This window comes from Lacisediminihabitans profunda, assembly GCF_008040105.1.
GTDB lineage: Bacteria > Actinomycetota > Actinomycetes > Actinomycetales > Microbacteriaceae > Lacisediminihabitans > Lacisediminihabitans profunda.
Genome location: NZ_VRMG01000007.1, coordinates 234,928 through 258,861 on the forward strand (window position 1 = coordinate 234,928; position 23,934 = coordinate 258,861).

Here is a 23,934-nt window from a genome sequence, read left to right on the forward strand (position 1 = left end):
GACGGTTCGTGCGTTCCTCTCATCGAGAGAGTCGCGGAGAGGTCCGGGGCAATGAATGCATCAACCGATTCGAGAATTCCAGTCTCGATCGTGTGTGTCTTCAACGATCCGGATGTTCTCGAGAGCTGTCTCGCCCGCTCGGTAATGGCAGGCATCGGCGACGCCCCACAGACCGAATTCCTGCCCGTGGACAACCGAGATGGCGAGTTCTCTACCGCGGGAGCCGCGCTCAATCATGGGGCGCGCCTCGCGCGTAACGCGGTCATCATCTTCGTCCACCAGGACGTCGTTTTGCACTCGATAGCCGAGTTGGAGCGTGCAGCAGGCATCCTCGTTGGTCAATGTGAGATCGGCATCATCGGCGCCGTCGGAATCGATCATCGACGCCACATCGTCGGGCGCATGCGCGACCGCGTGGTTCAAATCGGTGAGTCCGCATCGGTTCCACGCGACGTCGACAGTGTGGACGAGGTGTTGTTCATGATTCGGCGGGAACTCGTGCTCAGCAGCCCTCTCAGCGAAGACCCCTTTCTCGCGTGGCACGCGTACGGAGTTGAGTACTGCGCTCGTGTCCGCCGGGCAGGGATGCGTGCGACAGCGATGGATCTGGGGCTCACCCACAACAGCTTGACCACCAATCTCGATCGTCTGGATCTCGCCCATCGGAAGGTCGGCGAGTACTACCCCGAACTGCTCCCCCTTCGCACCACGTGCGGCACGGTGTACAAAGGCGACGGCCCGGGCGGACTGAACCGCACTTTACGTCGTGCCCGCGGTGCTGCAATCTGGTGGGGGGAGTCCTGGGAGGCGCTCGCGCTCGGTCGCCAAACACGAAGGCCGATAGTGCTCGCGGACATCCGGCTTGTGGTCGACGAGGCGGTGCGGCGCGGCCAGAAGCGCGGCCTGCGAGTGGTTGACGTCGCATCGGCACCGGAAACCTCGGTGGATGGGCTTGTGCGATTTGACCGGGGTTACGAGGTGAACGCCGCCACGATTTCCGGCGCGCGGAAGTTCGTCGAGGAGCGTTCCGCGGACGAGGCTGTCCTCGTCTCGGGATTGCATCGTCACGACCTCCTGCAGCTGCGCATTTCTCGAGACACTCCGCACACGATCGGGCTCTGGCGCGACACGGGATTGTGGGTCTTGGTTGGAATCGAATCGAAGGCGCTCGCACCCCTCTGGGCAACGGCCCGGAGTCGGCCGTTTGCGGGCGTGATGCCGGGACGCTGGATCAGCGCGTGGACAGATTGAGGTGAAACGCTCAGAAGGAAGGCCTCATTTTCGGGCGTCATCCTTCGGCGCTCTGTTCTTCGGCACCGTCGTCACACTGACCGACCTCCTCCCTCCGCGGTTGCGCTATGGCTACGCTCATCGGATAGCGCGCTCGCTGTTCTCGGGATCGCTTCCCGCCGTTGACCGCGCCGTCTCGCGCACGGTCGCCTCGGGCGAGGCTCGCCCCTCACCAAGTCCCGATGTCACGTGCGCAATTCTTGCCGACCACTTGGACGTGGGCGGTATCGGCGCGGTGGTCGAAATGCTGGCAACCAACTTCGAGACCGAGGGTGTGCGCCCCGTCGTCGTCTGCCAGGGCGACGGCGAGCGGGCACAGAGGCTTCGCCGACTCGGTATCGATGTCCGATCCGTCACCGACAGCGCTTCGGCACATGCCGCGCTGTCCAGTTCAGGCGCGGGAGTTCTTCAATTGCACAGCGCGCCCGACTACCTCGAGCGGGCCGGGATGGCGACGGGCCTTCCGATGGTGACGGTCATGCACAACACGGAGATCCACTACACCGCGCGAAAATGGATGTCGTTCACGACACTGCTGGAGAATTCGGCCGTCGGCGTCGCGGTGAGTGAAACGGTGCGCGAATATCACATGCGCCACTTGTCGCCCGAACTCGCGCGGCGGATTACGGTCGTTCCGAACGGAGCACCATCGCTCTCGTCCGCGACGGCGGAGGGTCGACAGGAGGCGCGTTCCGCAGTATCTCGTGCTATCGGCGTGACCATTGACCGCGAGGTGCTCTTCGTCTGCCTCGCCCGGTACGACTCACAGAAGAACATCGCCGGCACGACCGTTGCATTTGCTCGTGCGTCGCGGCAGTGCGACGACATCCATTTGATCTTCGCGGGCGATCCATCCGACTGGGCAGAGCTGCGTCGCGCGCAGGCATTGCGCGACCAGACTCACGGACCGCGCCGCATCCACTTCCTCGGCAACTCTGACGCTGTGACTCTGCTCACCGCCGGTGATGCGTTCTTGCTCAACTCGTTCTTCGAGGGGTGGCCGGTCGCCGCAACGGAGGCATCGGCGGCGGGGCTCCCTCTGATCTTGAGCGAAGCAGGCGGCGCGACGGAACTCGTGTCTCGCGATTCTGAGTTCTCGATCATGACCCCCAACCCGGCCGGTGAGGCTGCCGGGATCAGCGACAAGCTCGTGCGCACGGCACGCAGACGAATTCGCAACCAGCCAGGGGCACAAGCCCTCGAAGCCGCTGTGATCAGCGTCGCTTCACGAGTAAGAGAGTCAGCTCTTCCCCTGTCGCCTCGCTCGGCGGGAGGTGTGGCCGACATGCTGCACGCTCACGCCAGAGTTTTGCGCGATGCCGTGCAGACGCACGCTAACGCATCCTCTTCACCAGGCTCGCCGTGACCATGCGCACCTCGGAAACTGAGGTGGGGCGCGTCAATAGGTTGCGAATCGAGTCCGCCGTGTCCAACGAGGTGACGCTATAACGTGCCTGCAGCCAGGCGTTGGGGCGGGCCCGAAACCGATCGCTCGTGAACACCGTGCGATAGGCCGCCCCTCGTAATTGCGAGAGAAGTTTTCGGTCGTAGCGGCCAAGCGGCAACGCCGCGTCTGCAATTTCTCCGCCGCTGGCCTCGACGAGTGCCTCGCGAGCTTCGATCAACTCGCGGCGCGCATCGGCCGGAGAAAGACCCCGCCACGGGATGTGCGACCATCCATGGCTGCCGACGGCCATCCCGTGTGCTCGGAGAGTGCGCAGGTCGGCCGGACTCAGGCTGGACGGATCGTCCAGTCGCCCCGCGAGCGCGAAGAACGTCGCGCTCAGATTCCGCTCCTGGAGTGCCGGAAGCGCGATAGCCACGTCGGATCGATTGCCGTCGTCGAAACTGATCTTCACGTCCGGGCGATCGAGCGTCTCGTCGAGAATGCCGTGGAACGCGTCGGCGGAGACCCAGTATCTCGCCTCGCCGGCCTCGCGTTCCTGTGTGCACACGCCGATCCCGTGGAAGCAGAGATTTGTAATCATCAGTTGTCCTCTCCCGACGCTGTCGAGCGTTCGCGCGTGCTCTCGTCCCGACCCCAGTCGACACTCGATGCAGTCCGACGAGCTCGCCGCGAGGCGACCAGCGTTATCGCGACATAAGGGATCGCCGCGACGATCAGACGCGGCTCCCGTGCCACGACCCGGAGCCAGGCACGCTTGTCGGAGGTGCGCACCGACGACTCGACCTCTCCTGCTCGTGCGGCCTCACGCATCTCGCTGTTGCCTCGGCGAACGCGAACGAGCCGACGCATCAAATCAGCGGTGGTGAACGGCGCCTCGACCACGACCTCCAGCGTTGGCACGGTCACCTTCTCCTCGACCGAGAACAGTGAATCGAGGAAGAGATCGTCCGCGACCAACTCGGGAAACTGCTCGAACCTGGCCCGCCCCTCAGAGGACAGGGCGATAATGCCGCGACCGAACAGACCGTCGGTGAAGGCAGGAAGTCGCTCGTTGATGGAGAAGTACGCGCGCACAAGCCAGGGCCGTCCCCGCGTGTTCAATTTCCGTCGCGGAACCGCAGCGAGAACGCCCCCGGGCCGGGCGAGCGCCGCGACGAGCTCCGCAATCGCATTCTGCGGCACAACTATGTCCGCGTCGAGATAGATGCGGGGAAACCCGTGCGCCACGTGCTCGCCCGCATTGAGCGCGGCGGCCTTGCCGCTGAGCGGCCGATCGACGACGGTGGCCCCGCCGGCGCGGGCGATGTCGACGGTGGCATCCGTACAGGCATTGGCGCTCACCACGATGTCGAGCGGACCATCGATTCCCGTCTGCACCGACAGCGCATCGAGGCACGCGCGGATCACGCCCTCCTCATTGTGGGCCGCGATGATGACGCTCGTCATCCGGGCCTCCCGACTCCGGTGCCGGCCCGCTGTCCCCCTAGGCTGTGGTCATGTCGAACTCCGGCGTCTCGACGCATCCGATTCACTCGGAAGACTCCATCGCGGTCAGTGAATTCCTGCACGAGCACCTCGACACTCGCGTGTCGAGCGCAGCGTGGAGGCAGCTCATTCTCCCGCCGTGGAAGCAGACCGGCCCGAATCATGGATTCCAGCTCGTCACCGACGACGGAACCATCGTCGGTGTGTACGCCGCGGTGTACTCGCAGCGCGACATCGATGGGGCCACGATCGACGTCTGCAACCTCGCGGCATTCTGCGTGCTCGAGCCCTATCGCGCGCACAGCCTCAGACTCATTCGCGCCCTTCTCAAACAACCGGGATTCGTCTTCACCGACCTGTCCCCCAGCGGGAACGTCGTCGCGATGAACGAGCGATTGGGCTTTCATCGCGTCGACACCGCCACTCGCCTCGTGGTCAACCTCCCCCACTTCTCCCCGCGCGGCCTTCGGCTGACGAGCGCGCCCGACGACCTGGAGCGTGTTCTGGTCGATCGTGATGCGGAGGTGTACCGCGATCACCGGGGCGCGGCAGCCGTCGAACATCTGCTTGTCGAGGGGCTCGGAGAATACGGATATCTGATGTTTCGACGCGATCGTCGAAAGGGACTTCGACTGTTCGCCACGCCTCTTTTCGTCGGCGGCTCGGCGGCATGCATCGAGTCCGCGTGGGGGGCGATCCGATCCCACCTCCTGGGCAAAGGACTCCCGTTCACGCTCGCCGAACACCGGGTTCTCGGGTTCTCCCGAGGACTCGGCACCGAGTTGAGCAACCCGCGGAACAAGATGTTCCGAGGGAACGGCATGCGGGCCGAGGACGTCGACTACCTGTACAGCGAACTCACGCTTGTGGCGTGGTGAGGCGAGCACGAGCCGGCTAGACCGAAGCGAGTTTGGAATCGACGAAGTCCGTCAGCGTACCGACCGTCTCGAACAGGTCGGCACCGAACTCGTCGTCATCGATCGTGATGTCGAAGCGCTCCTCGAGCTCGGTGACCAGTTGGACGACCCCGAACGAATCGAGCTCGGGAAGGGCTCCGAACAACGGGGTATCACGGTTGAGTTCCGTCGGCTGTTGCGTGAGCTCGAGTGTCTCGATCAGCACGCTTCGGACGGCATCTAGGGTTTCGGTCATGGCTGCTCCGTTCGATATCAAACGAGCACCTCTGCGGGTGCAGGGTGCCCGAGGAAGGCTGTCGGGCTGGCGGTCAAACCATACGCCCCCTGTTGGAAGATGACGATCAGGTCGTCGATCTCTGCCAGTGGCAGCTCGACGTCGTCGCCAAGCAGGTCGAGCGGCGTGCAGAGGCAGCCGACGACAGTCGCGTTCTCGTCGACGGGAGTGTCCGCGCGGTTGCCCACGATTAGAGGATAGTTGCGCCGGATCGCCTGGCCGAAGTTCCCGGAGGCGGCCAACTGATGGTGCATCCCGCCATCCACGACCAGGTAGGTCTTCCCGCGCGAGACCTTGCGATCCAACACCCGGGTCACGTAGACACCGCACTCCCCCACGAGATAGCGGCCAAGTTCGACCACCGGGGTGGCCTCGGGAAGCCGTTCAGCGATCGGGCCGTCGATGAGCGCGTGGAGACCGGCGGCCACGGCCTCGAGATCCAACGGCCGGTCCTTCTCCGTGTACGGGATGCCGAAGCCACCCCCGAGGTTCAGATAGCGCACCGGCGTGGGCAGGTACTCGGCGAGCTCGCTCACCAGATCGACCGTGCGTCGCTGCGCTTCGGCGATGATCTCCGCGTTGAGATTCTGCGATCCCGCGAAGATGTGGAAGCCCAGGATGTCGAGTCCCGCTGAGGCGTAGTGCTTCAGAACATCGGGGACTTGCTCTGCGTCGATCCCGAACTGCTGCGGACCACCGCCCATGCGCATGCCCGAGCCCTTGACCGCGAAGTCTGGATTGACCCGGATCGCGATCCGGGGTGTGACGCCGAGTTCGTCGCCCGCGGCGATCACCCGCTTGATCTCCGTGGTGGATTCGACTTCGACGATGATCCCCGCAGCGACGGCTTGGCGGATCTCTGCCGGCGCCTTCCCTGGGCCGGCGAAACTCACCCGTTCGGGTCGGATGGTGCTGTCCAGTGCCGCCTGCATTTCCAGGGCCGATGCAACGTCGATGCGATCGACGCGCGTGGCGAGGTGCTGCACCACTGCGGGCATCGGGTTGGCCTTCATCGCGTAGCTGAGCTCCACCCGAGAGGGGAGCGCGGCACGCAGGAGATCGACACGGGCGTCGAGGATGCCGCGGTCGTAAGCGAAGAATGGGGTCGATCCCACCCGCGCCGCCAGTCTCGACAGCGGCATTCCACCGAGGCGGAGTTCACCATCCAACGTGCCGAACGCGGCTGCGTGCTCGTGGGGCTTCATACCGATACCTGTGCCTTCAAGAGATTCCGGTCGAACTTGCCGTTCGGTGAACGTGGCAACTCGTCGCGGGCGTGGATCTGCGACGGCACCATGTAGAGCGGCAGCACCTGACGGAGGGCACCGAGCAGTACTGTCGTGTCGAGCTCGCCGTCCGTCGCCGTCGCGAACAGGACCACGCGGTGCCCGATCCCGACTTCCTCGATGCCGAGCGCAACGGCATCCCGCACAACACCGGTCGCGTACGCCGCCTCTTCGATCTCGCTCGGACTCACGCGGTACCCCGAGGTCTTGATCATGTCGTCGGTGCGGCCGACGAAGTAGAGGAAACCCTCCTCGTCGGCGACGACGGTGTCACCCGACCAGACGGCCAGTTCCGGGGCGCGCCACGGCTGACCGGGATGATGCACAGGACGGTACCTCTCGGCTGTGCGCTCCGGGTCGTTCCAGTACCCGAGCGCGACGAGCGCCCCGCGATGGACGAGTTCGCCCTCCTCGCCGGGCTCGCAGCGCGTGCCATCGGGACGCAGCACGAGGATTTCCGCATTGGGGATCGCCTTGCCGATCGAATCGGGGTGACGGTCGACTTCGCTCGGGTCGAGGTAGGTGGAACGGAATGCCTCGGTCAGTCCGTACATCAGGTACGGGTCGGCCTTCGTGAAGACGCTGCGAAGTCGGTCGAGCACCGTGCGCGGCATCCGGCCCCCCGTGTTCGCCCAGTAGCGCACGCGCGCGGCGACCTCCTCGGGCCAGTCCACGTCCACGATCTGAAGCCAGAGCGGAGGCACCCCCGTGATGCCGGTCACCCCGTGCTGCGCGCACAGTCTCGGTACATCCCGAGGCAGCAGGTAGTTCATCAGAACGCAGTGGGCGCCGACGGCGAACGCGGTCGTCACCTGGCTCAGCCCCGCGTCGAAGCTCAGCGGCAGGACGCTCAGGATGACGTCGTCGCTCGTGTTGTGCAGGTAGCTGCTCACGCTCTCGGCACCGACGATGAGGTTGCGATGGCTCAGCACGACGCCCTTGGGCTTTCCGGTGCTGCCCGAGGTGTAGAGGATCGCGGCCGGGTCGATGTCGATGGCGCCGGCCTCGGCTGGCTCGGCGGTGGAATCCGCCGACCCCGGGCCGCGCAGCGGCGACACCCGGTACCCAGTGGTGTCTGCCCCCTCCGCGCCGACCAGCAAGACGTGCTCCACCGATCCGTCGGCGAGGACGGCGGTCAGCTGAGCGAGCCGGTCCGCCGAGGTCACCAGGAATCGCGCGGCGCTGTCATTCACGATATGCCCGAGCTGCGCCGGCTTGAGAACGTGATTGATCGGGACGAACACGCCCCCCGCCGCGGATGTCGCGAACATGGCGACCACCACTTCGATGCGCTTCTCGAGATAGATCGCCACCCGGTCACCGCGCTGGAGACCGAGCTCCTGCAACTGGACGGCGGCAGCACGCGCGGCGCGCCAGAGCGCCTCATAGGCCACCGTCTCCTTCTTGTAGCTGAGCGCCGGCGAGCCTGGCGCGGCGGCCGCGGCCTGCGACAGGAGGTCATGGACGTTGACGCGGATCGGGATCACGGGGCCCTCCGCTCACGAAGAAAGCGCGCGAACTCCACGGCGTCGTCGAGGTCGACGTATCGTCGCCCCTGCGCGTCGCACTCGGGCTTCGTCCCGTCATCCGGGACGGCAGGTCCTGGCTGACTGAATCCGGAGACCTCGTCGAACACGGCGACATAGGCCTCCGCCTGCGGACGCCAGTCGAGCTGCGTCGAGACCCGCTCGCGTGCCTTCTCGCCGAGGGCCACGCGGAGGGTCGGGTCGTCGATCAGCTTCTCCACCGCGTCCGCGAAGGCGGCGATGTCGCCGGACGGCACGTACAGCAGCGTGTCCCCGCCGGAGACGCGGGTCTCCACGAGGTCGAAGGACACGGCGGGGAGCCCGTAGGACATGTACTCCATGGTCTTGTTCATGGTGGAGAGATCGTTGAGCGGCGTCTTCAGATCCGGGCACAGGCCGATGTCGGCGCGACTGAGGTGCTCCGCGATCGCGACCCGGTCGACGCGTCCCGTGAAGGTCACGTGATCGTCGAGACCGAGCGCCGTCGATTGCTTCCTGAGGTCTTCGAGGCAATCCCCGAAACCGAGCAGAGTCGCCGTCACCTGAGTGAGACCGCGCCGGTGGACGAGTTCGTCCATCACGAGCAAGACCTGATCGACTCCATCCTGCGGACCCATGATGCCGAGGTAGGTGAGATTTATCCCGTCAGCCGGGCGAGGATTCGCCGGATAGATCGGGCGCATCTGCTTGGTATCCGGCCCGCTGCGCACCACGGTCACCTCGTCGGGCCGCCTCCCTCCACGACGCACGGCCACCGCCTTGTACGACTCGTTCGTCGACGTGATCCGTTGGGCGGTGCGGAACGACCGCCGCTCCAGCCAGCTCAGTCCTCGGTACTGGAGTCGCTGCCCGAATTCCGTCGGCTCGCCGAACCTCGAGAGGAACAACTCGGGATTGAGGTCGTGGTGGTCGAAGATGAACTTCACGCCCCGGATCCTCCAGAGGAGCGCCAGAAACCAGAACGTGTCCGGCGGGTTGCAGGCCTGGATGATGTCGAAGGGGCGGTGGCGCCAGGCCGCCAGCGACAGCCACGCGGTACGCACCCAGCTGTACGCGAACTCCCAGACGAAGCCGAGCAGTCCTTCCGCTTCGGGGGCTGGCGTGTACTTGTAGATGTCGACGCCGTCGATGTGCTGACGGGCCGGATCACCGGGGCCCTTCGGGCAGATCACGCTGACGCGGTAGCCGCGCGCCAGGAGCGCCTGGCACTCCAACCAGACGCGACGGTCTAGAGGGACCGGGAGGTTCTGCACGATGATCAGCACGTGCGGCGCGGTGGACATTCCTCGGGTCACGGTTTCCCCCTTCGGCTTCGGAGGATCGGAATTCGACTCCCCCACTTGGAGCGGGCCAGCAAGGCGAGTCCTTCCGAGAGCACCGTCGGTGCGAGAAGGCGGGTCGCCGTGAGGTGCACGATCGTCACACCCACCGCGATCAGAATGATCGAAACCACTCGGGGCATCCCCTGCGTGAGGAGCATGACACCCCAGCCCGCGGCGCCGGACGTCAGCGCGGCAGCGAGGACGAACATGAACGGACCGGCCACAACGCGGACCCGGGATGACAGGATCCTCGCCACGAGGAACCACCGGCTGATCGTCGCGAGCACGCACACCCCGAGGAAGCCCCATGCGACGAAGATCAGCCCGATGTGGGCGAGGACCGCGGTCGTGCCGAACGTTATCGCGTCGATGATGAGCGCGTACACGAACCACCCGCCCGGCTTGCCGATGCCGTAGAACAGACCGTGATCGAGCGACGCTCCGACGGTGAGGAGGCCCGCGAGGGCCAGGATCTGCGCGACGGTGTAGGTCGCTTCCCATCCCTTGCCGAACACGATCGGAATCATCAGCGGAGCCGCCACCGCGACGATGGTGAGCGGAAGCGACAGCACGGCATATGACAGGCGCAAGGCGCGCAAGTACGCGTTGAGCAGGCGTTCCGCATCCTCCCGGATCCTGGCGAACGCGACCGTCGTCACCGGCACGATCGCGCTTCCGGTGAGCTCCTGAACGACTTGGACCAGGCGCTGCGCGATGTTCATGTAGCCGAGTGCCGCGAGTCCGAGGGTGGACGAGATCACGGCCGCCTCGCCGGATGCCCGGAGCATCGCGACGAACTCGACCCCCAGAACCTGCCCGCCGAACCGCGTCATTATCGCGAACTCGCTCCGCGAGAACTCCAGATTCGGATGCCAGCGGGTGCTGATCCACGCCAGGATCGAGGTGATCACGGGGGCGATGAGGCTCTGGCCGACGAGGGCCCACACCCCGAAGCCGCTGAAGGCCAGCACCATCGCGGCGACCTGGGCGATCACCGCGGCGATCGCGCCCTGTCCTGCGAGGACGGCGAAGCGCATGTCCCGCCGGAGGATGGCCATCGGCGCGGAGCCGAACGCCGTGAAGATCACCCACAGGGCCAGCGCCTGCAGCACCGGAACGACTCCGGGGTCGCCGAAGATCACTCCCATCAGTGGCGCAATGGCGACCAGCGCCGCGCAGAGCACCACTCCGGCACTCAACGAGAACCAGAACGCGGTGCTGAGCATCCGCTGGTCGACCTTGGCCACCTGCACGATGTACGCGGCAAACCCCAGGTCTGCCAGCAGGTAGAAGAACGGCAGGATCGTCGACGCTGCCGCCACCGTGCCGAAGTCCTGCGGGCTCAGCAGGCGAGTCAGCACCGCGATCGTGACGAAGCCGAGAAGGCGGGTCGCCCACTTCTGCGCGGTGAGCCAGAACACCCCCGAGGCGGCTCGGCCTCCGACCGTGCTGTTCGCCGCCGGCGAGGCGAGCGGCTCCGCGGTCGGAATGGCGCTCGGTGGAGACCACTCGCTCGCCAGCGACTCGAGGGTCGGCTCAGGCCCCTCCGAAGATCTGCCCGTCATAGTCCGTATCGGCGCCAGATGCGCCACCTGATCCGTCCGCTCAGGTCGCGTCGCAGTCGTTCCACACGCACCGCAAGGCCGTTGAACGGGAGACCGGCGGTGCGCTTGTAGCTGTTCTTCCAGCTCGACGTCCGCGCGATGTCGGGGCGAAGGTCGACCGCCTCGTCGAGGAACTCCTGAGCCGATCTGCCGTCTTCCAGCTCCTCGAACGCGCGTCGGACGGCGTCGCTCGCCAGGGCGCGACGATTGGCACGCCGCAAGCTCTCCACGCCAGCGACGCGGCCCCCCGCTTCGCTGAAGAACGCGTCGAACGCCGAGCGCCTCGCGTGAAAATCGACGATCTTCCCGGCATGGATCGTGTGTTGCATGCTGAGCGAATGCACGCGGTAGAGGCCCTGCACCACGCCACCGATCCGCGCCACCGATCCAAGTGACGCCAATCGCAGCCACAGGTTGAAGTCGCTCGCCGCCGGCAGGTCAGCCCGATGCCCGCCCGACACGGCCAGGGCCGAGGTGCGGATCATCACCTCCGGCTGCGAGATGACGTTCTCGACCCGCTTGACCCGGAGCTCGATCCAGCGTCCGCCGGGCCACACCTTAAGCCGACGTCGTCCGACCGCCGTCGGGTGGGTCGGCACCGCGCCGTTGAAGTTCACCACCGGCCCGTAGACGAACGCAACGTCGGGGTGCGCGTCGAGCACCTCCGCCGATCGACGGAGGGCGCCATCCGGCAGGATGTCGTCCGGATCGAGCTTCACGACGTAAGGGGCGGTCGCACTCTCCAAGGCGTCGTTGAAGGTGATGATGTGGCCCTTGTTCGTCTCGTGCGCGACGACTCGGACGCGAGGATCCTGGGATTCCCACTCCCGGGCGATCCTCAGACTGCCATCGGTCGATGCGTCGTCGACGATCGTGACGTCGACGATGACCCCGGTCTGGGAGAGCGCGGAGTCGACGGCTTCGCTGAGGTACTGGGCGTAGTTGTGACACGGGATGACCACCGAGACACGCGGAAGCGAGTGGTTCGCATTCTCCGCGATCTCGGTCGTTTCCGCGCCGGTATCAGACGTCGACATCGTTCTCCTCTCCGCTCATCCCGGCAGCCCGACCTCGGTGGCATGTCGCCATGCCGCGGAGTTCCGCAGGGTCAGCATCTTCTCGCGGGCGACGAAGAACGGGTTCCTCCGGGACAGCCGAACACCGAGCCTGCGTCGACGCCGATAGGCGCGCCCGGCGCGGCTTCGATCGATCGCGGGATCGCAGTTGCGCGCGAACCCCAGCAGCTCGGGCACGGGCCACGTTCCGGTGAGACCCCACACGTAGGCACGAGACGCCAGATCCATCGCCTCGACGGCCTCCGCGTGTTGGATCATCGTGACGAGTTCCTGGGCGTTCGGGAACGACTTCGACGCCGAGGTGAAGGCGTCGAGACGGTGTTCGAGGTCGGTGATCATGCCGCGCGCCTGGTCCGAGCCGAAGACCGAGCTGTGCATGTTCTGATCGTGCTGTCGATAGAACGCCTGCACGGTGCCCGGGAGGTACCCGACGTCCGAGACGGCCGCGACCCTGAGCCACATCTGCAGGTCTCCGGCATGCGGGTGATCGGGGTCGTACAGCCCTACCTGGCGTAAGACGCTGCCGCGCACGATCGCCTCCGGCGAGCGGATGACGTTGGCGCCGAAGCCGAACACGCGGCGTGCCCAGTCGCCCCCCTGCCAGAGGACCCAAGCCGACCCATCGGGGACCTCGACCTCGGGGACGGTCTCGCCGAACACGACGACGGGGCCGTAGACGAGTCCGACTTCGGGATGCCGCTCCATCAGCGCCACGGCCCTCGTGATCGAGTTCTTCGTCAGCAGGTCATCGGCGGAGAGCAGGATGACGTAGTCGCCCGCCGCCTCGGCGAGGCCGTCGTTGTAGGTCAGGATGTGGCGCTTGTTGCTCGCGTGCGCGATCAGGCGCACCCGAGAATCACGGTCCGCCAGCCCGCGCGCCACCTCGGCACTGCCATCCGGCGAGGCATCGTCGACGATGATGACTTCCACGTCGACGCCCTCCTGATCCAGCGCCGAGGCGACCGCGGCGGGCAGGAAGTGACCGTAGTTGTAGCACGGAATCACGACCGTCACCAGAGGCCGCGTGGCGAGGGCGAGGTGTTCTAGAGTCTGCATGCGCGTCCGCGACCGATCACGACGTCGACGCGACCGCGGAGTGCAAGGCCTCGGCAACGCTCTCCTGCTGGGCGTAGGTCAGGTGCGGGAACATCGGCAGAGAAAGGATGCGGTCGGCTGCGGCCTCGGTGACCGGGAACTGGCCACGCCGATAGCCGAGCCCGGCGTACGCCTCGGTGAGATGCACCGGCGTCGGGTAGTGGATGCCGGATCCGACGCCCGCTGCGGACAGCTCGACCATCACGCGCTCGCGGTCCTCGACCCGGACGACGTACAGGTGCCAGACGTCGGTGTTGCCCGGCCGCACACTGGGCAGACGGACGCCTTCGATGTCGGCGAGGAGCTCGGCGTAGCGGTCGGCAGCCGCGCGGCGGGCCGCATTCCATCCCTCGAGCCGCGCGAGCTTCGCCCGCAGGACGGGAGCCTGGATCGCGTCGAGCCGGGCGTTCATCCCGATCTGATCGTGCACGTACTTCACCGAGCTGCCGTGCGCGGCCACGTTGCGGATGAACGCGGCGATGTCCGCGTCATTCGTCATCACGGCACCCGCGTCACCGGCCGCGCCGAGGTTCTTGCCGGGGTAGAAGCTCGTCGCCGCCACGCGCGCCAAGGCTCCGGCGCGACCGGCGGAGGACGACGCGCCCTGCGACTGCGCGGCATCCTCGACGACGACCAGCCCGTGCTTCTCGGCGATCGGAAGGATGAGCTCGACCGGCGCGGTCTGCCCGAAAAGGTGCACCGGCGCGATGACCCGCGTCCGCTCGGTGATGGCGGCCTCGACCGCGTCGGGATCGATGAGCAGGTGCTCGACGTCGACATCCACGAAGACCGGCACGGCGCCGATGCGCGAAACGGCCTCGGCCGTGGCGATGAAGGTGTTCGCCGGCATGATGACCTCGTCACCGGGCCCCACACCAACCGCACGGTAGGCGAGCTCGAGCGCATCCGTCCCGTTCGAGACGCCGATCACGTGCTCGACCCCGATGTACTCGGCGTACTCCTGTTCGAAGGCACCGATCTCGCTGCCGCCGATAAATCCTGCGCTCTCGAACAGCCGCTGCCACACGGGCAGCACCTCCTCGGCGATCTCGGCGCTCTGCGCGGCCAGGTCCAGGAATGGAACGCTCACGCCGTCACTCCCAACGGACGAGCGGGGACGCCGGCCCATGTCTCTGAATCGTGGATGTCGCTGAGGACGACCGCGCCCATCCCGACGGTGACGCCGGCTCCGATGGAGAGGCCTTGGCGCACCGAGGCGTTCATCCCCAGGTAGGCACCGCGCCCGATCCGGACTCCCCCGCCCAGGGCGACCCCGGCCGCGAAGGTGGCGAAGTCGTCGATCAGGCAGTCGTGCGTGATGGTGACCCGCGGCATCGCGACGACGTGGGATCCGATCACGGCATCCGCGGTGATCACCACGTGGGCGAGCAGGATCGAGCCCGCCCCGACCGCGCAGGCCCCGGGGTTGCGGACCGACGGATCGATGACCGTGGCGTAGCGTGACGCGTCGACGCCGAGCGCACCGAGTCTCGCAACCACGCTCTCACGTCCGAGACCCGAGCCGACGCAGACGAGGACGTCTGCATCCGGATAGAGCGGGATGTCGTCGATGCCGCCGAGCACGGGCGCACCGCCGATGGTGCGCGGCAGCTCCTCGTGCCGATCATCGAGGAATCCGAGGACGTCCTTCCCGGACTCGCGCAGGACCGGCAGCACCTCGCGGGCCAGACCGCTGGCCGCGATGAGCAGGACGGGACGGCTCATGCCGCAGCCCCCGCAGAGCCGTTCACCGCCCCGAGGAGCGCGTCGACGACCTGCGTGAGCTCGGCCTCGGTCAGCTGGTGGAACACCGGAAGGATGAGGGTGTTGTCGGTCAGGTGCTCGGTGACGGGCAGCGGTGCCGAGCCGGTGTCGCGATCGGCATAGGCGGGTTGGCGGTGCGCCGCCATGATCCCGCGTCGCGCGGAGACGTCGGCGGCGGCGAGCGCCTCGAGAAGCTGCTCGCGCGTGAGGGGGAAGCCCTCCCCCACCTCGACCCACAGTGACTGGAAGTTCGACGTGCCGTACTCCGGGTCGGCGACGATGCGCAGTCCGGGGATGCCGGCGAGGCGCTCCGCGTACTCCGCGGCGATCTCGCGGCGGCGCGCCACGATCTCGGGCAGGCGGCCAAGCTGAACGATGCCGACGGCGGCCTGCATGTCGGTCATCCGGTAGTTGTAGCCCACCTCGTCGTAGACCTCCGGCGGCGCGATCACGCTGGCGGCGCGATCGGCGGCCGAGACGCTCATGGCGTGCTCTCGGAGGCGGCGCGCACGAGCGGCCCACTCGGCGTTCGAGGTGGTCAGCATCCCGCCCTCACCGGTCGTCAGAAGCTTGCGCGGGTGGAACGACCAGGCCGCGATGTCGGCCCCGGCACCGACCGGGCGTCCCTTGTACGTCGACCCCGCGCCGCAGGCGGCATCCTCGATGACCAGGATGCCGCGGGGGTCGGTCACGGCGCGGATGCTGTCGAGGTCCACTGGCATGCCGCCCTGGTCGACGACGATCACGGCACGAGTCTTCTCGGTAAGTGCGGCCAGCACGGTCTCCGCGGTGAGGTTGCCCGTCGTCGGGTCGACGTCGGCGAACACCGGGCGGGCGTTCAGGTAGGTCGGCGCGTTCGCCGTGGCGATGAACGAGAACGAGGGGACGACCACATCGTCACCCGCGGCGATCCCCCCGACCACGAGGGCGAGGTGCAGCGCCGTCGTGCAGTTCGACGTGGCGACTGCGTGCTCGGCCTGCATCGCCTCGGCGAACGCGGTTTCGAACGCGGCGACCCGCGGGCCCTGCGCCACCCAGCCGGAGGCGATCACCTCGGCGACGGCATCCGCCTCCTCGGTGCCGAGCCACGGCTTCATCACGTTGATGCGACTCATGCGCGCACCTCCGTGCGGCCGGCCGCGATCTCTTCGCGAAGTGGTCGCCACCAGGCGACGAGTTCGCGAAGGCCGTCCTCGAGGGCGACGCTCGCCTCGAAGCCCAGGTCGGTGCGGGCCGCTGTCGTGTCGGCGAGCCGCCTGACGACACCGTTCACCGCGCGTTCCGGGCCGTGCTCGACGGCCAGGTCGGAATCCATGGCACGCAGGAGGGCCTGGGCGAGTTGCAGGAGGCTCGTCTCTGTGCCACTCGCGATGTTGTACACGCCGTCTCGAATATCGCTCGCTGCCGCGAGGATGTTCGCGCGCGCGATGTCCGTCGTGTAGACGAAGTCCATGGTCTGGCTGCCGTCACCGAAGATGAGCGGCGGCTGACCGTCCACGATGCGCTCCATCCAACGCACCAGAACCTCGGTGTAGAGGCCGTGCACGTCCATGCGGGGTCCGTAGACATTGAAGTACCGCAGCGCCACGTAGTCCAGGTCGTTCATGGCGCGGAAACTGCGGATCATCCCCTCATTGAAGGACTTGGCCGCACCGTAGAAGGTGTCGTTGTTGTGGTGATGGTGACGCTCGGTCGTGGGGAACTGCTCGGCCATGCCGTAGACGGAGGCACTCGACGCCGAGATGAGTTTGTCCACACCGTGCTCGGTCGCCGCCTCCAGCACGTTGAAGGTCCCGTCGACAAGCACCTCGAGCGCAAGCCGGGGCTCCTCGGCGCACTGGGTGATGCGGATCGCTGCCTGGTGGAAGACGAGGTCTTTTCCACGGGTCACGTCGTGCACCAGATCCCGGTCACGGATGTCCCCGTCGACCACGCGCACGATTCCCGATTCGAGTGCTTCGGAGAGATTCGCCACACGGCCCCGCACGAAGTTGTCGAGCACATCGACATGGCCGACGCCCGCGGCGACGAGCTGGTCGACGAGCGTCGACCCGATGGTCCCCGCCCCGCCGGTCACGAGCACGTTCGCCCCCTGCAGCGCGGTCACCGGGACACCCCCGCGAGGGATTCGTAGGCCTCGACACCGCACATCGTGCCGGCGTGCTCGAGGCTCCTCGTTGCGGCCTCGAGAACGGAGAGCACCCGCAGGCCGGCCTCGCCGTCTGTGCGAGCGGGCCGTTTCTCCCAAATGCTCGTCGCGAACTCCGTCGCCATGAGGCCGAGCGCCTCGTGCTCGGGAAGCGCCGGCGACCAGGTGTCGCCCAGTCGATAGGAGATCGTCGACGACCGGCGATCCACCTCATCCACTGATTGCTGGTCGAGGTCGACTCCACGGTCGTAGACGCTCAAGCGCTGTTGCGGGTTGAGGTCGTCCCAGACCAGGGTGCGCACGGTGCCGCCGATGACCATGCGACGGATCTTGGTGGGGCTGAGCCAGTTGACATGCACGTGGGCGATCGCTCCGTTCGGGAGGGGGAAGGTGAGGTAGCCGACGCACGCGCGGCCTGCACCGAGTGGGTCCGCGCCCTGGGCAGAGACGGTGGCAGGCCTGAGCCCACCCGGCACCACGAAATCGATGATCGAGAGGTCATGCGGGGCGAGATCCCAGAGAACGTCCACGTCGGGCTGGATGAGTCCAAGGTTGATGCGAACGGAATCGATGAAGAGCAGGTCGCCCAGCGCTCCCTCGGCGATGAGCTGGCGAATCTTCAGCACGGCCGGCGTGTAGCAGTAGGTGTGGTCGGCCATGAGGATGAGGCCTCGGGACGCGGCCTCCCGCACCATTTCCAGTGCTCGGTCGCGGCTGTCGGCGAGCGGCTTCTCCACGAGCACGTGTTTGCCGGCCCGCAGCGCCGCGAGCACCACCGGGTGGTGGGTGCGCGCCGGCGTGGCCACTGCCACCGCGTCGATGTCGTCGCGCGCGAGGAGCTCGTCGAGATCCGTGTGCACGTCCACGCGGCCGACCCTGTCGGCGAGCGACTGCGCCCGGTCACGATCGAGGTCGCAGATGGCTGCGAGGCTCCATTCCTGGCTGGTGCTGAAGTTGCGCGCGAGGTTCGGGCCCCAATATCCGGCGCCGACCACGGCGACACGCAATTTCGCGTTCATTACATCCCCCTTCATGAGTTCGCTTTCGGGAACGAACCCAGGTTCTACTGGGTGAGGATCACATCCACCCAGAAATTATGCGGAGCGGCGTTGTTGGGCTGTCCCGTTCCGTAGGTATAGGCGCCACCGTTCGCCACGGTGGTAAGAGGTCCGCTCGTGATCGGAGTCAAGAGGCCGTTGAGATCCACCGCGTACTGGCCCACCGGGGCGTAATACGACGCCCAGTATTCGGTGCCGGCGGTGATGGGCACGGGCTGCGCCAGCACCACGGTCTGCCACCCGCTCGCCGTCTCATTCATCGCCGTCGCGGTCGCGAGTTGCGTGCCGGTGGCGCTCCAGAGGTAGACCTGGTGCGTCCCCGTGTTGGTCGCGCCCTTATAGAAACGGATGGCGGCGATCGATCCCGCGACCGATGACGTGAAGCGGACGCCTACCTGCACCGGACCCGGGTCGGCCCAGTCGGCGTTCACCGGGACGCTGGTGTCGGCAAAAAGGGACGTTCCCGTCGGGACCGGCGTCGGTGTGGGGGTCGGCGTCGGGGTGGGAGTCGGCGTCGGGGTGGGAGTCGGCGTCGGGGTGGGCGTGGGGGTCGGCGTCGGAGCCGGGGCCCCGGACGCGAAACTCACGTCCACGAAGTAGTTGGACGCCCCGAACGTGTTCACCGGGAATCCACCGGCCGAACCATAGAGGTACAGCCCGTTGGAGGTCGCGCCGGCGGTCAGCGGTCCACTCGTCTTCGGGACGGAGAAGTAGTTTCCCGTGTATGAGTAGTGCCCGCTGGGAGCGAGATAGGAGACCACGTACATCGTGCCGGCGGTGAGGGCGACGGGAGAGGACAGCGACGCCGACTGCCATCCCGTTGCCGTCTCGTTTGCGAAGGTCACCGTGGCCAGCAACTGCCCGGTGGACGACCAGAGGTGCCCGACGTGGCTGCCGGAGTTGCCGGTGCCCTTGTAGAAGCGGATCGCGGTGACCGATCCGGCAACGGACGGCGTGAACGACACACCAAGCTCCACCGACGAGGTGTCGTCGGCTGCGGCCACCGTCGGAGTCTCGGTTCCGAATAGTGTCGAAACGGTCGTGGTGGTGGAATCCAAGGTTGTGAACGACCAGGTCTGGGTCGCGAGGGTTGCCCCGTCGGTCGTCTGTATGCCGGAAACGCTGGCGGTGACGAGAGCGTTGTTCGGCAGCGGGGCGCTGGGCGTGAAGGTGATCGTCTGGCCGTCTGTCGACAGGCTGGTCGCGCCGGAGATGGCTGTTCCGGAGCTGGTCACGGACACCGCGTAGCCGGTCGCGATCGGCACGGAGAGCCGAATGCTGATGGAGGCACCGAGGTCCACCGAGGTGGCTCCGCTCGACGGCGATTGGCTCACGACGGTGAGGGACGACGGCGAGTTGTTGAACACGACATCCACCAAGTAGCTGGTCGACGTCTGGATTGTCGGGAACGCATCAGGGTACGAATAGGTGCCGCCCTGCACCGCCACCTGCAGCGGACCACGGGTGATTCCCGAGGTGGAGAATGCCCCGAGGGTGGCGGAGTACGCGCCGACGGTCGTGCGGTAGGTGGCAACGTAGGTGGTCGCGGACGTCACCGGCACGGGAGTTGCGAAGACGAGCGTCTGCCATCCGGAGGTCGACTCGTTCGTGAAGGTGCCGGTCGCGAGCTTGGTGCCGGCCGTCGACCAGAGAGTTCCGACATGGCTGCCGGTGTTTCCCACTCCCTTATAGAACTTGACCGCGCTGATGACACCGGTCTGGAGCGTGCTGAACCGAACACCGAGAGTCACGGCATTGGGATCGCCGACCTGGAGGATGCCGGGCACCGCGCTGGCGTCGTAGAGGGTGCACGGGCACGGGCCGACGACGACCGGGCTCGCGGTGGTGAACGTCCACGTGCCGCCCACGGTCAGGGCTACTCCGTTGGTGTCGGATGCCGACAGGGTCACCGTGTATTTCACGCCACTGTTCAGAACCGAGGCCGGGGTGAACGTGGCCGTGCGGCTCGTGGAGTCGTAGGCCACCGCGCCGGCCGCAACCGCGCCGTTCTGGTCGACGACTTTGAAGACGATCGTGGCTGGGGTGACGGCTCGAGAGAACACGGCGCTGACCGTGGTGCTCGTGGGAACACCCGACGCGCCGGGCGTGGGCCACTGGCTGGACGCCGACAGTGGCGATGTATCGACGCTCGCGTAGAGGGCGTCCACGTAGTAGTTCGTACCAGCAAAGGTGGAGGTGGGGAAGGATCCGGTGTTGCCGTAGACGCCGGCGACCGGAGCGCCGAAGCCACCGGCAACATTCAACGGTCCGAGGGCAGAACCCCGGTAGGCCCAGAAGTTGTAGACCGCCGAGTAGTGGCCCTTCGGGGCGCTGTACGAAACCGTGTAAGTCTGGCCTCCGGACACGGCGACCGGAGTCGAGAAGTTGGCTGTCTGCCATCCCGACGCGGTCTCCGAGGCGAACGTCACGGTCGCCAGACGCACGCCGGACGCGTTCCAGAGGGATCCGGAGTGGGTGCCGGTGTTGGCCGTGCTCTTGTAGAAGCGCACGCCGGTGATGAAACCGTCGGCCGACGGGCTGAACTTGAGTCCGAGTTCCACCGAGGACGCGTCGCCGGAGTCGACGGTTGCCGGCAACTCGGCGCCGAAAACCGAGTACGGTCCGGTCACGGTGTAGCTGACCGTAGTGGGTGTCGCCGCGTAGTTGGCGCTGTCGTCGACCGCACGGATCCGCACCGACTGGCTGCCGGCGCCGTGCTGAAGGTAGGTGTATGACCAGGAGTTGGTACCAGTGGCCAGGTGCCAGGTGACTCCACCGTCGGTGGAGACTTCGACTCCGGCGACCACGCCGCCGACATCGGAGGCGGTTCCCGTGAGAACGACGTTCGAGCCGTTGGCGATGCTAGCGCCGGCTGCCGGAGAGGTGACCGTCACGGTGGGGGGAGTGACGTCCGAGCTCGCCGTGGCGGCGACCAGGGTCGAGTCGAGCGTCAGGGGCTGCGCGCCCATGTCGGCGAGCAGGTTGACCTGGGCCTGCTTCATCCGAGGGTCGGCAGCGGCCCCCGTGCCGTCATGCGTCTGATCGAGACCCCAGGTCCACTGGATCGAGCCGGCGGAGAAGACGAGCGCGCCGCTCGACGCGCGGTACAGGGTGACGTGATGAGTCGTCGTGCCAGGCACGACGGTGCTGCCGAAGTCCTGGAGGTACTGCGGCACCGCCCCGGTCGTCGTCGACAGCCGGATGAGGCCGGACTGGCGGAATCCGTTGTCGACATCCTCGTCAGACTCGTAGCCGATCGTGTGGGCAGCAAGCGCCTGGGTCGTACCCGGGGCGAGACTAGTCAGACTCGTGTTGCGCCACAGTCGCGTCTTTCCCTCCGCCGCAGAGACGGTGACGGGAAGGTCGCTGAAGTTCGACATGTATTGGGTGCCGGTGAGTCCATTCTCGGGGAGGCCGGCGCCGTTGGCCTGTGAGGCGAACCGCGGGTCGCGCCAGGTGCCGGTCCAGGTCGGGCTCGGATCGATCTTCGCGTTGCTCCACGTCTCCTTGTACGAGACGAGGGTGCGATACGGAGTCGCACTCGTGTCGGCGGATGGCTCGTAGCGCGTGTGCCAGTAGGCCTCGTTGCCGGAGAGGAACTGCATGTTCACGCCGGCATCCCTGGCCGCTGCAACGTTTGCCCGCTGGCCAGTCGACCAGTACTCGTCGTGGCCGACCGAAAGGAACACCTTGTGATTAGTGAGATTGGCCCCGAAGCGATCGGTGTCCACCCCGCTGAAGTAGCTGACGTCGTAGCCGTTCTTCTCCAGGAAGCGCACCAGGGGGTATTCGTTGGCGAAGTAGAAGTCGCGGCCCGAGTTGTCTCCTCGTGTCGTAACGGGGCGGTTGTAGCTGATCTTGTACGCCCGGCCGACGGCGCCGCCCTGGTAGAAGTCCGATCCCCCGTAGGTGTTGTAGGCCTGCCAGGTGGGATCTGAGGTCTGGAACAGCACGGCGGAGTGGCTGGAGACGTCGCGCACCACGAAGGTGATGTGGCTCTCGCCCCCGGTGTCGTTGCGATGCAGAAGGGCGAAGTAGACGCCGGAGACAGCGGTGCTCGGCACGGCCCAGGACGCGGACACCTTCCAGGTGCCGCAGTCGTAGAGCCCGGTGGTCGCATCCGTGATGCACTGGGGTTGGGTCTGCGGCAGCGTGGCCGATGGGGTGACCGTGGCGATCTGGCGGGCACCGAGCCCACCGTAGTAGCCGGTGCGGTAGATCGTGATCGAGTACGCCTTGGCACTCGTGCTGATCTTGAAGTCGATCGACGACCCGACGTTGACGCTGATGTCCGACGAGAAGCCCTGGATCGATGGATCACCCGCCCCGCTGATGTCCCAGACCGAGGGGTCCGTGCCTGGTTTGCTGTTCTCACAGACGATCGGGTTCGAGCCGGTGCCGCACGGGGTGAGGGCTTGGACGGGCTGGGGGTTCAACGCCAGAAGCGTCGAGCACACCAAAACGAGTGTTGTGACAATGGCGGTCACTAACACGGCATTGCGTCTGTTTTTAACGCCAAAATAACGCGAGATTCGGGTTCCCACAGACGACATACTTACATACGAGCGCCGACGCGCCTAGTCCCAAAATGCCTTACGACCGTAGCGCACCCAATGAGGCGCCATTTACCAAAACCCGGCGTGTCGGAAATGAGTACGAAAAATGCCGGTCAGGCGCGGGCTCTCAATCCTCCGCGAAGCGGTCGGTCGCCTCGACGAGGGCGCTGAGAATTCCGGGCTCGTCGAAGGCGTGGCCGGCATCCGGAACCATCACGAACTCGGCCTCGGGCCATGCGCGGTGCAGATCCCAGGCCGTCACCGGGGGCGTGCAAATGTCGTAACGACCCTGGACGATGACCGCGGGAATGTCGCGAAGAATGCCGGCGTCGCGAATGAGCTGTCCCTCGTCGAACCAGCCCTTGTTCACGAAGTAGTGGTTCTCGATTCGGGCGAACGCGATCGCGTAGCGCGGTTCGGCGAAGATCTCGATCACCTCCGGTCGACGCAGGAGGGTGATGGTGGATGCCTCCCAGGTCGACCACGCGACGGCCGCCGGGCCGTGAATCGCCGGATCCGGGTTGTTCAACAAACGACTGTATGCCTGGATCAGCCCGCCCCGTTCGTCGAGCGGAACCGGGGCGAGAAACGACTCCCAGAGGTCGGGAAAGAGCTGTTCAGCGCCGCCTTCGTAGAACCAGTCGAGTTCGCTGGCCCTCAGCGTGAAGATGCCCCTCAGCACGAGTTCCGTCACCGAACTCGGGTGGGTCTCCGCGTAGGCGAGCGCGAGCGCGCTGCCCCATGACCCGCCGAGCACGAGCCAGCGATCGATGCCGAGATGCCTCCTGAGCGTCTCGAGATCCGCCACGAGATGCCACGTCGTGTTGGCGGAGAGGTCGGCGTCAGCGTCGCTCGCGTGCGGAAGGCTGCGGCCGGAACCTCGCTGGTCGAGCAGGATGATGCGGTACTTCGATGGGTCGAACAGCCGGCGATGATTCGGGCCGCTCTCGCCGCCCGGTCCGCCGTGCAGGAAGACCGCCGGCTTGCCATCCGGATTCCCCGACGCCTCCCAGTAGATGCTCTGGCCGTCGCCGACCTCGAGCATCCCGGTCTCGTATGGCTCGATCTCGGGGTAGAAGCTTCGCATGCTTCGAGCCTAACGGCGTGCTCGTTGCGAGCCGTCC

Annotated in this window: 19 protein-coding genes; 3 read left to right on the plus strand and 16 right to left on the minus strand. The window is 66.5% G+C overall.

Annotated features, from left to right (window positions below):
- Nucleotides 1-51: 51 nt before the first annotated feature.
- The gene (locus FVP33_RS10595; protein WP_147783616.1) at nt 52-1,251 is read left to right on the plus strand and encodes a glycosyltransferase; all 1,200 of its coding nucleotides are present in this window, start codon (nt 52-54) and stop codon (nt 1,249-1,251) included.
- A 1-nt stretch (nt 1,252) separates the two neighbouring features.
- Nucleotides 1,253-2,656 carry a glycosyltransferase family 4 protein gene (locus FVP33_RS10600; protein WP_147783617.1) on the plus strand — a complete coding sequence of 468 codons (1,404 nt, stop codon included), beginning with the start codon at nt 1,253-1,255 and terminating at the stop codon, nt 2,654-2,656.
- Here the strand turns inward: FVP33_RS10600 and FVP33_RS10605 are convergent.
- Together FVP33_RS10605 and FVP33_RS10610 are read right to left on the minus strand one after the other, a co-directional pair.
- A complete protein-coding gene (locus tag FVP33_RS10605; protein WP_147783618.1) occupies nt 2,625-3,278 on the minus strand; it encodes a polysaccharide deacetylase family protein in 654 nt (217 codons plus the stop codon). The genes FVP33_RS10600 and FVP33_RS10605 overlap by 32 nt on opposite strands.
- Nucleotides 3,278-4,144: a glycosyltransferase family 2 protein gene (locus FVP33_RS10610; protein ID WP_147783619.1), complete on the minus strand. Its 867-nt coding sequence runs from the start codon at nt 4,142-4,144 to the stop codon at nt 3,278-3,280. The genes FVP33_RS10605 and FVP33_RS10610 overlap by 1 nt, the downstream gene beginning before the upstream one ends.
- 50 nt (nt 4,145-4,194) lie before the next feature.
- On the opposite strand from FVP33_RS10610, the gene FVP33_RS10615 reads away from it, so the two are divergent.
- Nucleotides 4,195-5,061 (plus strand): hypothetical protein, encoded by an 867-nt coding sequence (locus FVP33_RS10615; RefSeq protein ID WP_222706692.1) that lies wholly within the window; start codon nt 4,195-4,197, stop codon nt 5,059-5,061.
- A gap of 16 nt (nt 5,062-5,077) precedes the next feature.
- Here FVP33_RS10615 and FVP33_RS10620 read toward each other — a convergent pair whose 3' ends face one another.
- From FVP33_RS10620 to pip, 14 genes are all read right to left on the minus strand, one after another.
- Entirely contained in the window at nt 5,078-5,335 is a 258-nt protein-coding gene (locus tag FVP33_RS10620) for an acyl carrier protein (RefSeq protein WP_147783620.1), read from the minus strand.
- Between the two features lie 17 nt (nt 5,336-5,352).
- On the minus strand, nt 5,353-6,579 hold the full coding sequence (locus FVP33_RS10625) for a pyridoxal-dependent decarboxylase, exosortase A system-associated (RefSeq protein ID WP_147783621.1): 1,227 nt from the start codon (nt 6,577-6,579) through the stop codon (nt 5,353-5,355).
- The gene (locus FVP33_RS10630) at nt 6,576-8,147 is read right to left on the minus strand and encodes an acyl-CoA ligase (AMP-forming), exosortase A system-associated (protein WP_147783622.1); all 1,572 of its coding nucleotides are present in this window, start codon (nt 8,145-8,147) and stop codon (nt 6,576-6,578) included. Before FVP33_RS10630 ends, FVP33_RS10625 begins: the two co-directional genes overlap by 4 nt.
- The gene (locus FVP33_RS10635) at nt 8,144-9,481 is read right to left on the minus strand and encodes a glycosyltransferase family 4 protein (RefSeq protein ID WP_246142290.1); all 1,338 of its coding nucleotides are present in this window, start codon (nt 9,479-9,481) and stop codon (nt 8,144-8,146) included. The genes FVP33_RS10630 and FVP33_RS10635 overlap by 4 nt, the downstream gene beginning before the upstream one ends.
- Nucleotides 9,478-11,073 (minus strand): lipopolysaccharide biosynthesis protein, encoded by a 1,596-nt coding sequence (locus tag FVP33_RS10640; RefSeq protein ID WP_147783623.1) that lies wholly within the window; start codon nt 11,071-11,073, stop codon nt 9,478-9,480. The genes FVP33_RS10635 and FVP33_RS10640 overlap by 4 nt, the downstream gene beginning before the upstream one ends.
- Entirely contained in the window at nt 11,070-12,149 is a 1,080-nt protein-coding gene (locus FVP33_RS10645) for a glycosyltransferase family 2 protein (RefSeq protein ID WP_147783624.1), read from the minus strand. The genes FVP33_RS10640 and FVP33_RS10645 overlap by 4 nt, the downstream gene beginning before the upstream one ends.
- 15 nt (nt 12,150-12,164) lie before the next feature.
- Nucleotides 12,165-13,244 carry a glycosyltransferase family 2 protein gene (locus tag FVP33_RS10650; protein WP_147783625.1) on the minus strand — a complete coding sequence of 360 codons (1,080 nt, stop codon included), beginning with the start codon at nt 13,242-13,244 and terminating at the stop codon, nt 12,165-12,167.
- Nucleotides 13,245-13,260: 16 nt separating this feature from the next.
- On the minus strand, nt 13,261-14,412 hold the full coding sequence (locus FVP33_RS10655) for a DegT/DnrJ/EryC1/StrS family aminotransferase (RefSeq protein ID WP_147783626.1): 1,152 nt from the start codon (nt 14,410-14,412) through the stop codon (nt 13,261-13,263).
- The gene (locus FVP33_RS10660) at nt 14,370-15,008 is read right to left on the minus strand and encodes an acetyltransferase (RefSeq protein ID WP_147783627.1); all 639 of its coding nucleotides are present in this window, start codon (nt 15,006-15,008) and stop codon (nt 14,370-14,372) included. Before FVP33_RS10660 ends, FVP33_RS10655 begins: the two co-directional genes overlap by 43 nt.
- Nucleotides 15,005-16,162, minus strand: a complete 1,158-nt coding sequence (locus FVP33_RS10665) for a DegT/DnrJ/EryC1/StrS family aminotransferase (RefSeq protein ID WP_147783628.1) — start codon at nt 16,160-16,162, stop codon at nt 15,005-15,007. Before FVP33_RS10665 ends, FVP33_RS10660 begins: the two co-directional genes overlap by 4 nt.
- Nucleotides 16,159-17,154: an NAD-dependent epimerase/dehydratase family protein gene (locus tag FVP33_RS10670; RefSeq protein WP_147783629.1), complete on the minus strand. Its 996-nt coding sequence runs from the start codon at nt 17,152-17,154 to the stop codon at nt 16,159-16,161. The genes FVP33_RS10665 and FVP33_RS10670 overlap by 4 nt, the downstream gene beginning before the upstream one ends.
- Nucleotides 17,151-18,215, minus strand: coding sequence for a Gfo/Idh/MocA family protein (locus tag FVP33_RS10675; RefSeq protein ID WP_147783630.1), 1,065 nt, complete (start codon nt 18,213-18,215; stop codon nt 17,151-17,153). The genes FVP33_RS10670 and FVP33_RS10675 overlap by 4 nt, the downstream gene beginning before the upstream one ends.
- Nucleotides 18,216-18,259: 44 nt before the next feature.
- Nucleotides 18,260-22,711 (minus strand): DUF4082 domain-containing protein, encoded by a 4,452-nt coding sequence (locus tag FVP33_RS10680; RefSeq protein WP_246142292.1) that lies wholly within the window; start codon nt 22,709-22,711, stop codon nt 18,260-18,262.
- A gap of 226 nt (nt 22,712-22,937) precedes the next feature.
- Nucleotides 22,938-23,897 (minus strand): prolyl aminopeptidase, encoded by a 960-nt coding sequence (pip, locus tag FVP33_RS10685; RefSeq protein ID WP_147783632.1) that lies wholly within the window; start codon nt 23,895-23,897, stop codon nt 22,938-22,940.
- Nucleotides 23,898-23,934: the final 37 nt, after the last annotated feature.

Coding starts and splice junctions, on each gene's coding strand:
- FVP33_RS10595 (WP_147783616.1), top strand. CDS start 52: ATGAATGCATCAACCGATTCGAGAATTCCAGTCTCGATCGTGTGTGTC.
- FVP33_RS10605 (WP_147783618.1), bottom strand. CDS start 3,278: ATGATTACAAATCTCTGCTTCCACGGGATCGGCGTGTGCACACAGGAA.
- FVP33_RS10610 (WP_147783619.1), bottom strand. CDS start 4,144: ATGACGAGCGTCATCATCGCGGCCCACAATGAGGAGGGCGTGATCCGC.
- FVP33_RS10615 (WP_222706692.1), top strand. CDS start 4,195: ATGTCGAACTCCGGCGTCTCGACGCATCCGATTCACTCGGAAGACTCC.
- FVP33_RS10620 (WP_147783620.1), bottom strand. CDS start 5,335: ATGACCGAAACCCTAGATGCCGTCCGAAGCGTGCTGATCGAGACACTC.
- FVP33_RS10625 (WP_147783621.1), bottom strand. CDS start 6,579: ATGAAGCCCCACGAGCACGCAGCCGCGTTCGGCACGTTGGATGGTGAA.
- FVP33_RS10640 (WP_147783623.1), bottom strand. CDS start 11,073: ATGACGGGCAGATCTTCGGAGGGGCCTGAGCCGACCCTCGAGTCGCTG.
- FVP33_RS10645 (WP_147783624.1), bottom strand. CDS start 12,149: ATGTCGACGTCTGATACCGGCGCGGAAACGACCGAGATCGCGGAGAAT.
- FVP33_RS10650 (WP_147783625.1), bottom strand. CDS start 13,244: ATGCAGACTCTAGAACACCTCGCCCTCGCCACGCGGCCTCTGGTGACG.
- FVP33_RS10655 (WP_147783626.1), bottom strand. CDS start 14,412: ATGGGCCGGCGTCCCCGCTCGTCCGTTGGGAGTGACGGCGTGAGCGTT.
- FVP33_RS10660 (WP_147783627.1), bottom strand. CDS start 15,008: ATGAGCCGTCCCGTCCTGCTCATCGCGGCCAGCGGTCTGGCCCGCGAG.
- FVP33_RS10665 (WP_147783628.1), bottom strand. CDS start 16,162: ATGAGTCGCATCAACGTGATGAAGCCGTGGCTCGGCACCGAGGAGGCG.
- FVP33_RS10675 (WP_147783630.1), bottom strand. CDS start 18,215: ATGAACGCGAAATTGCGTGTCGCCGTGGTCGGCGCCGGATATTGGGGC.
- pip (WP_147783632.1), bottom strand. CDS start 23,897: ATGCGAAGCTTCTACCCCGAGATCGAGCCATACGAGACCGGGATGCTC.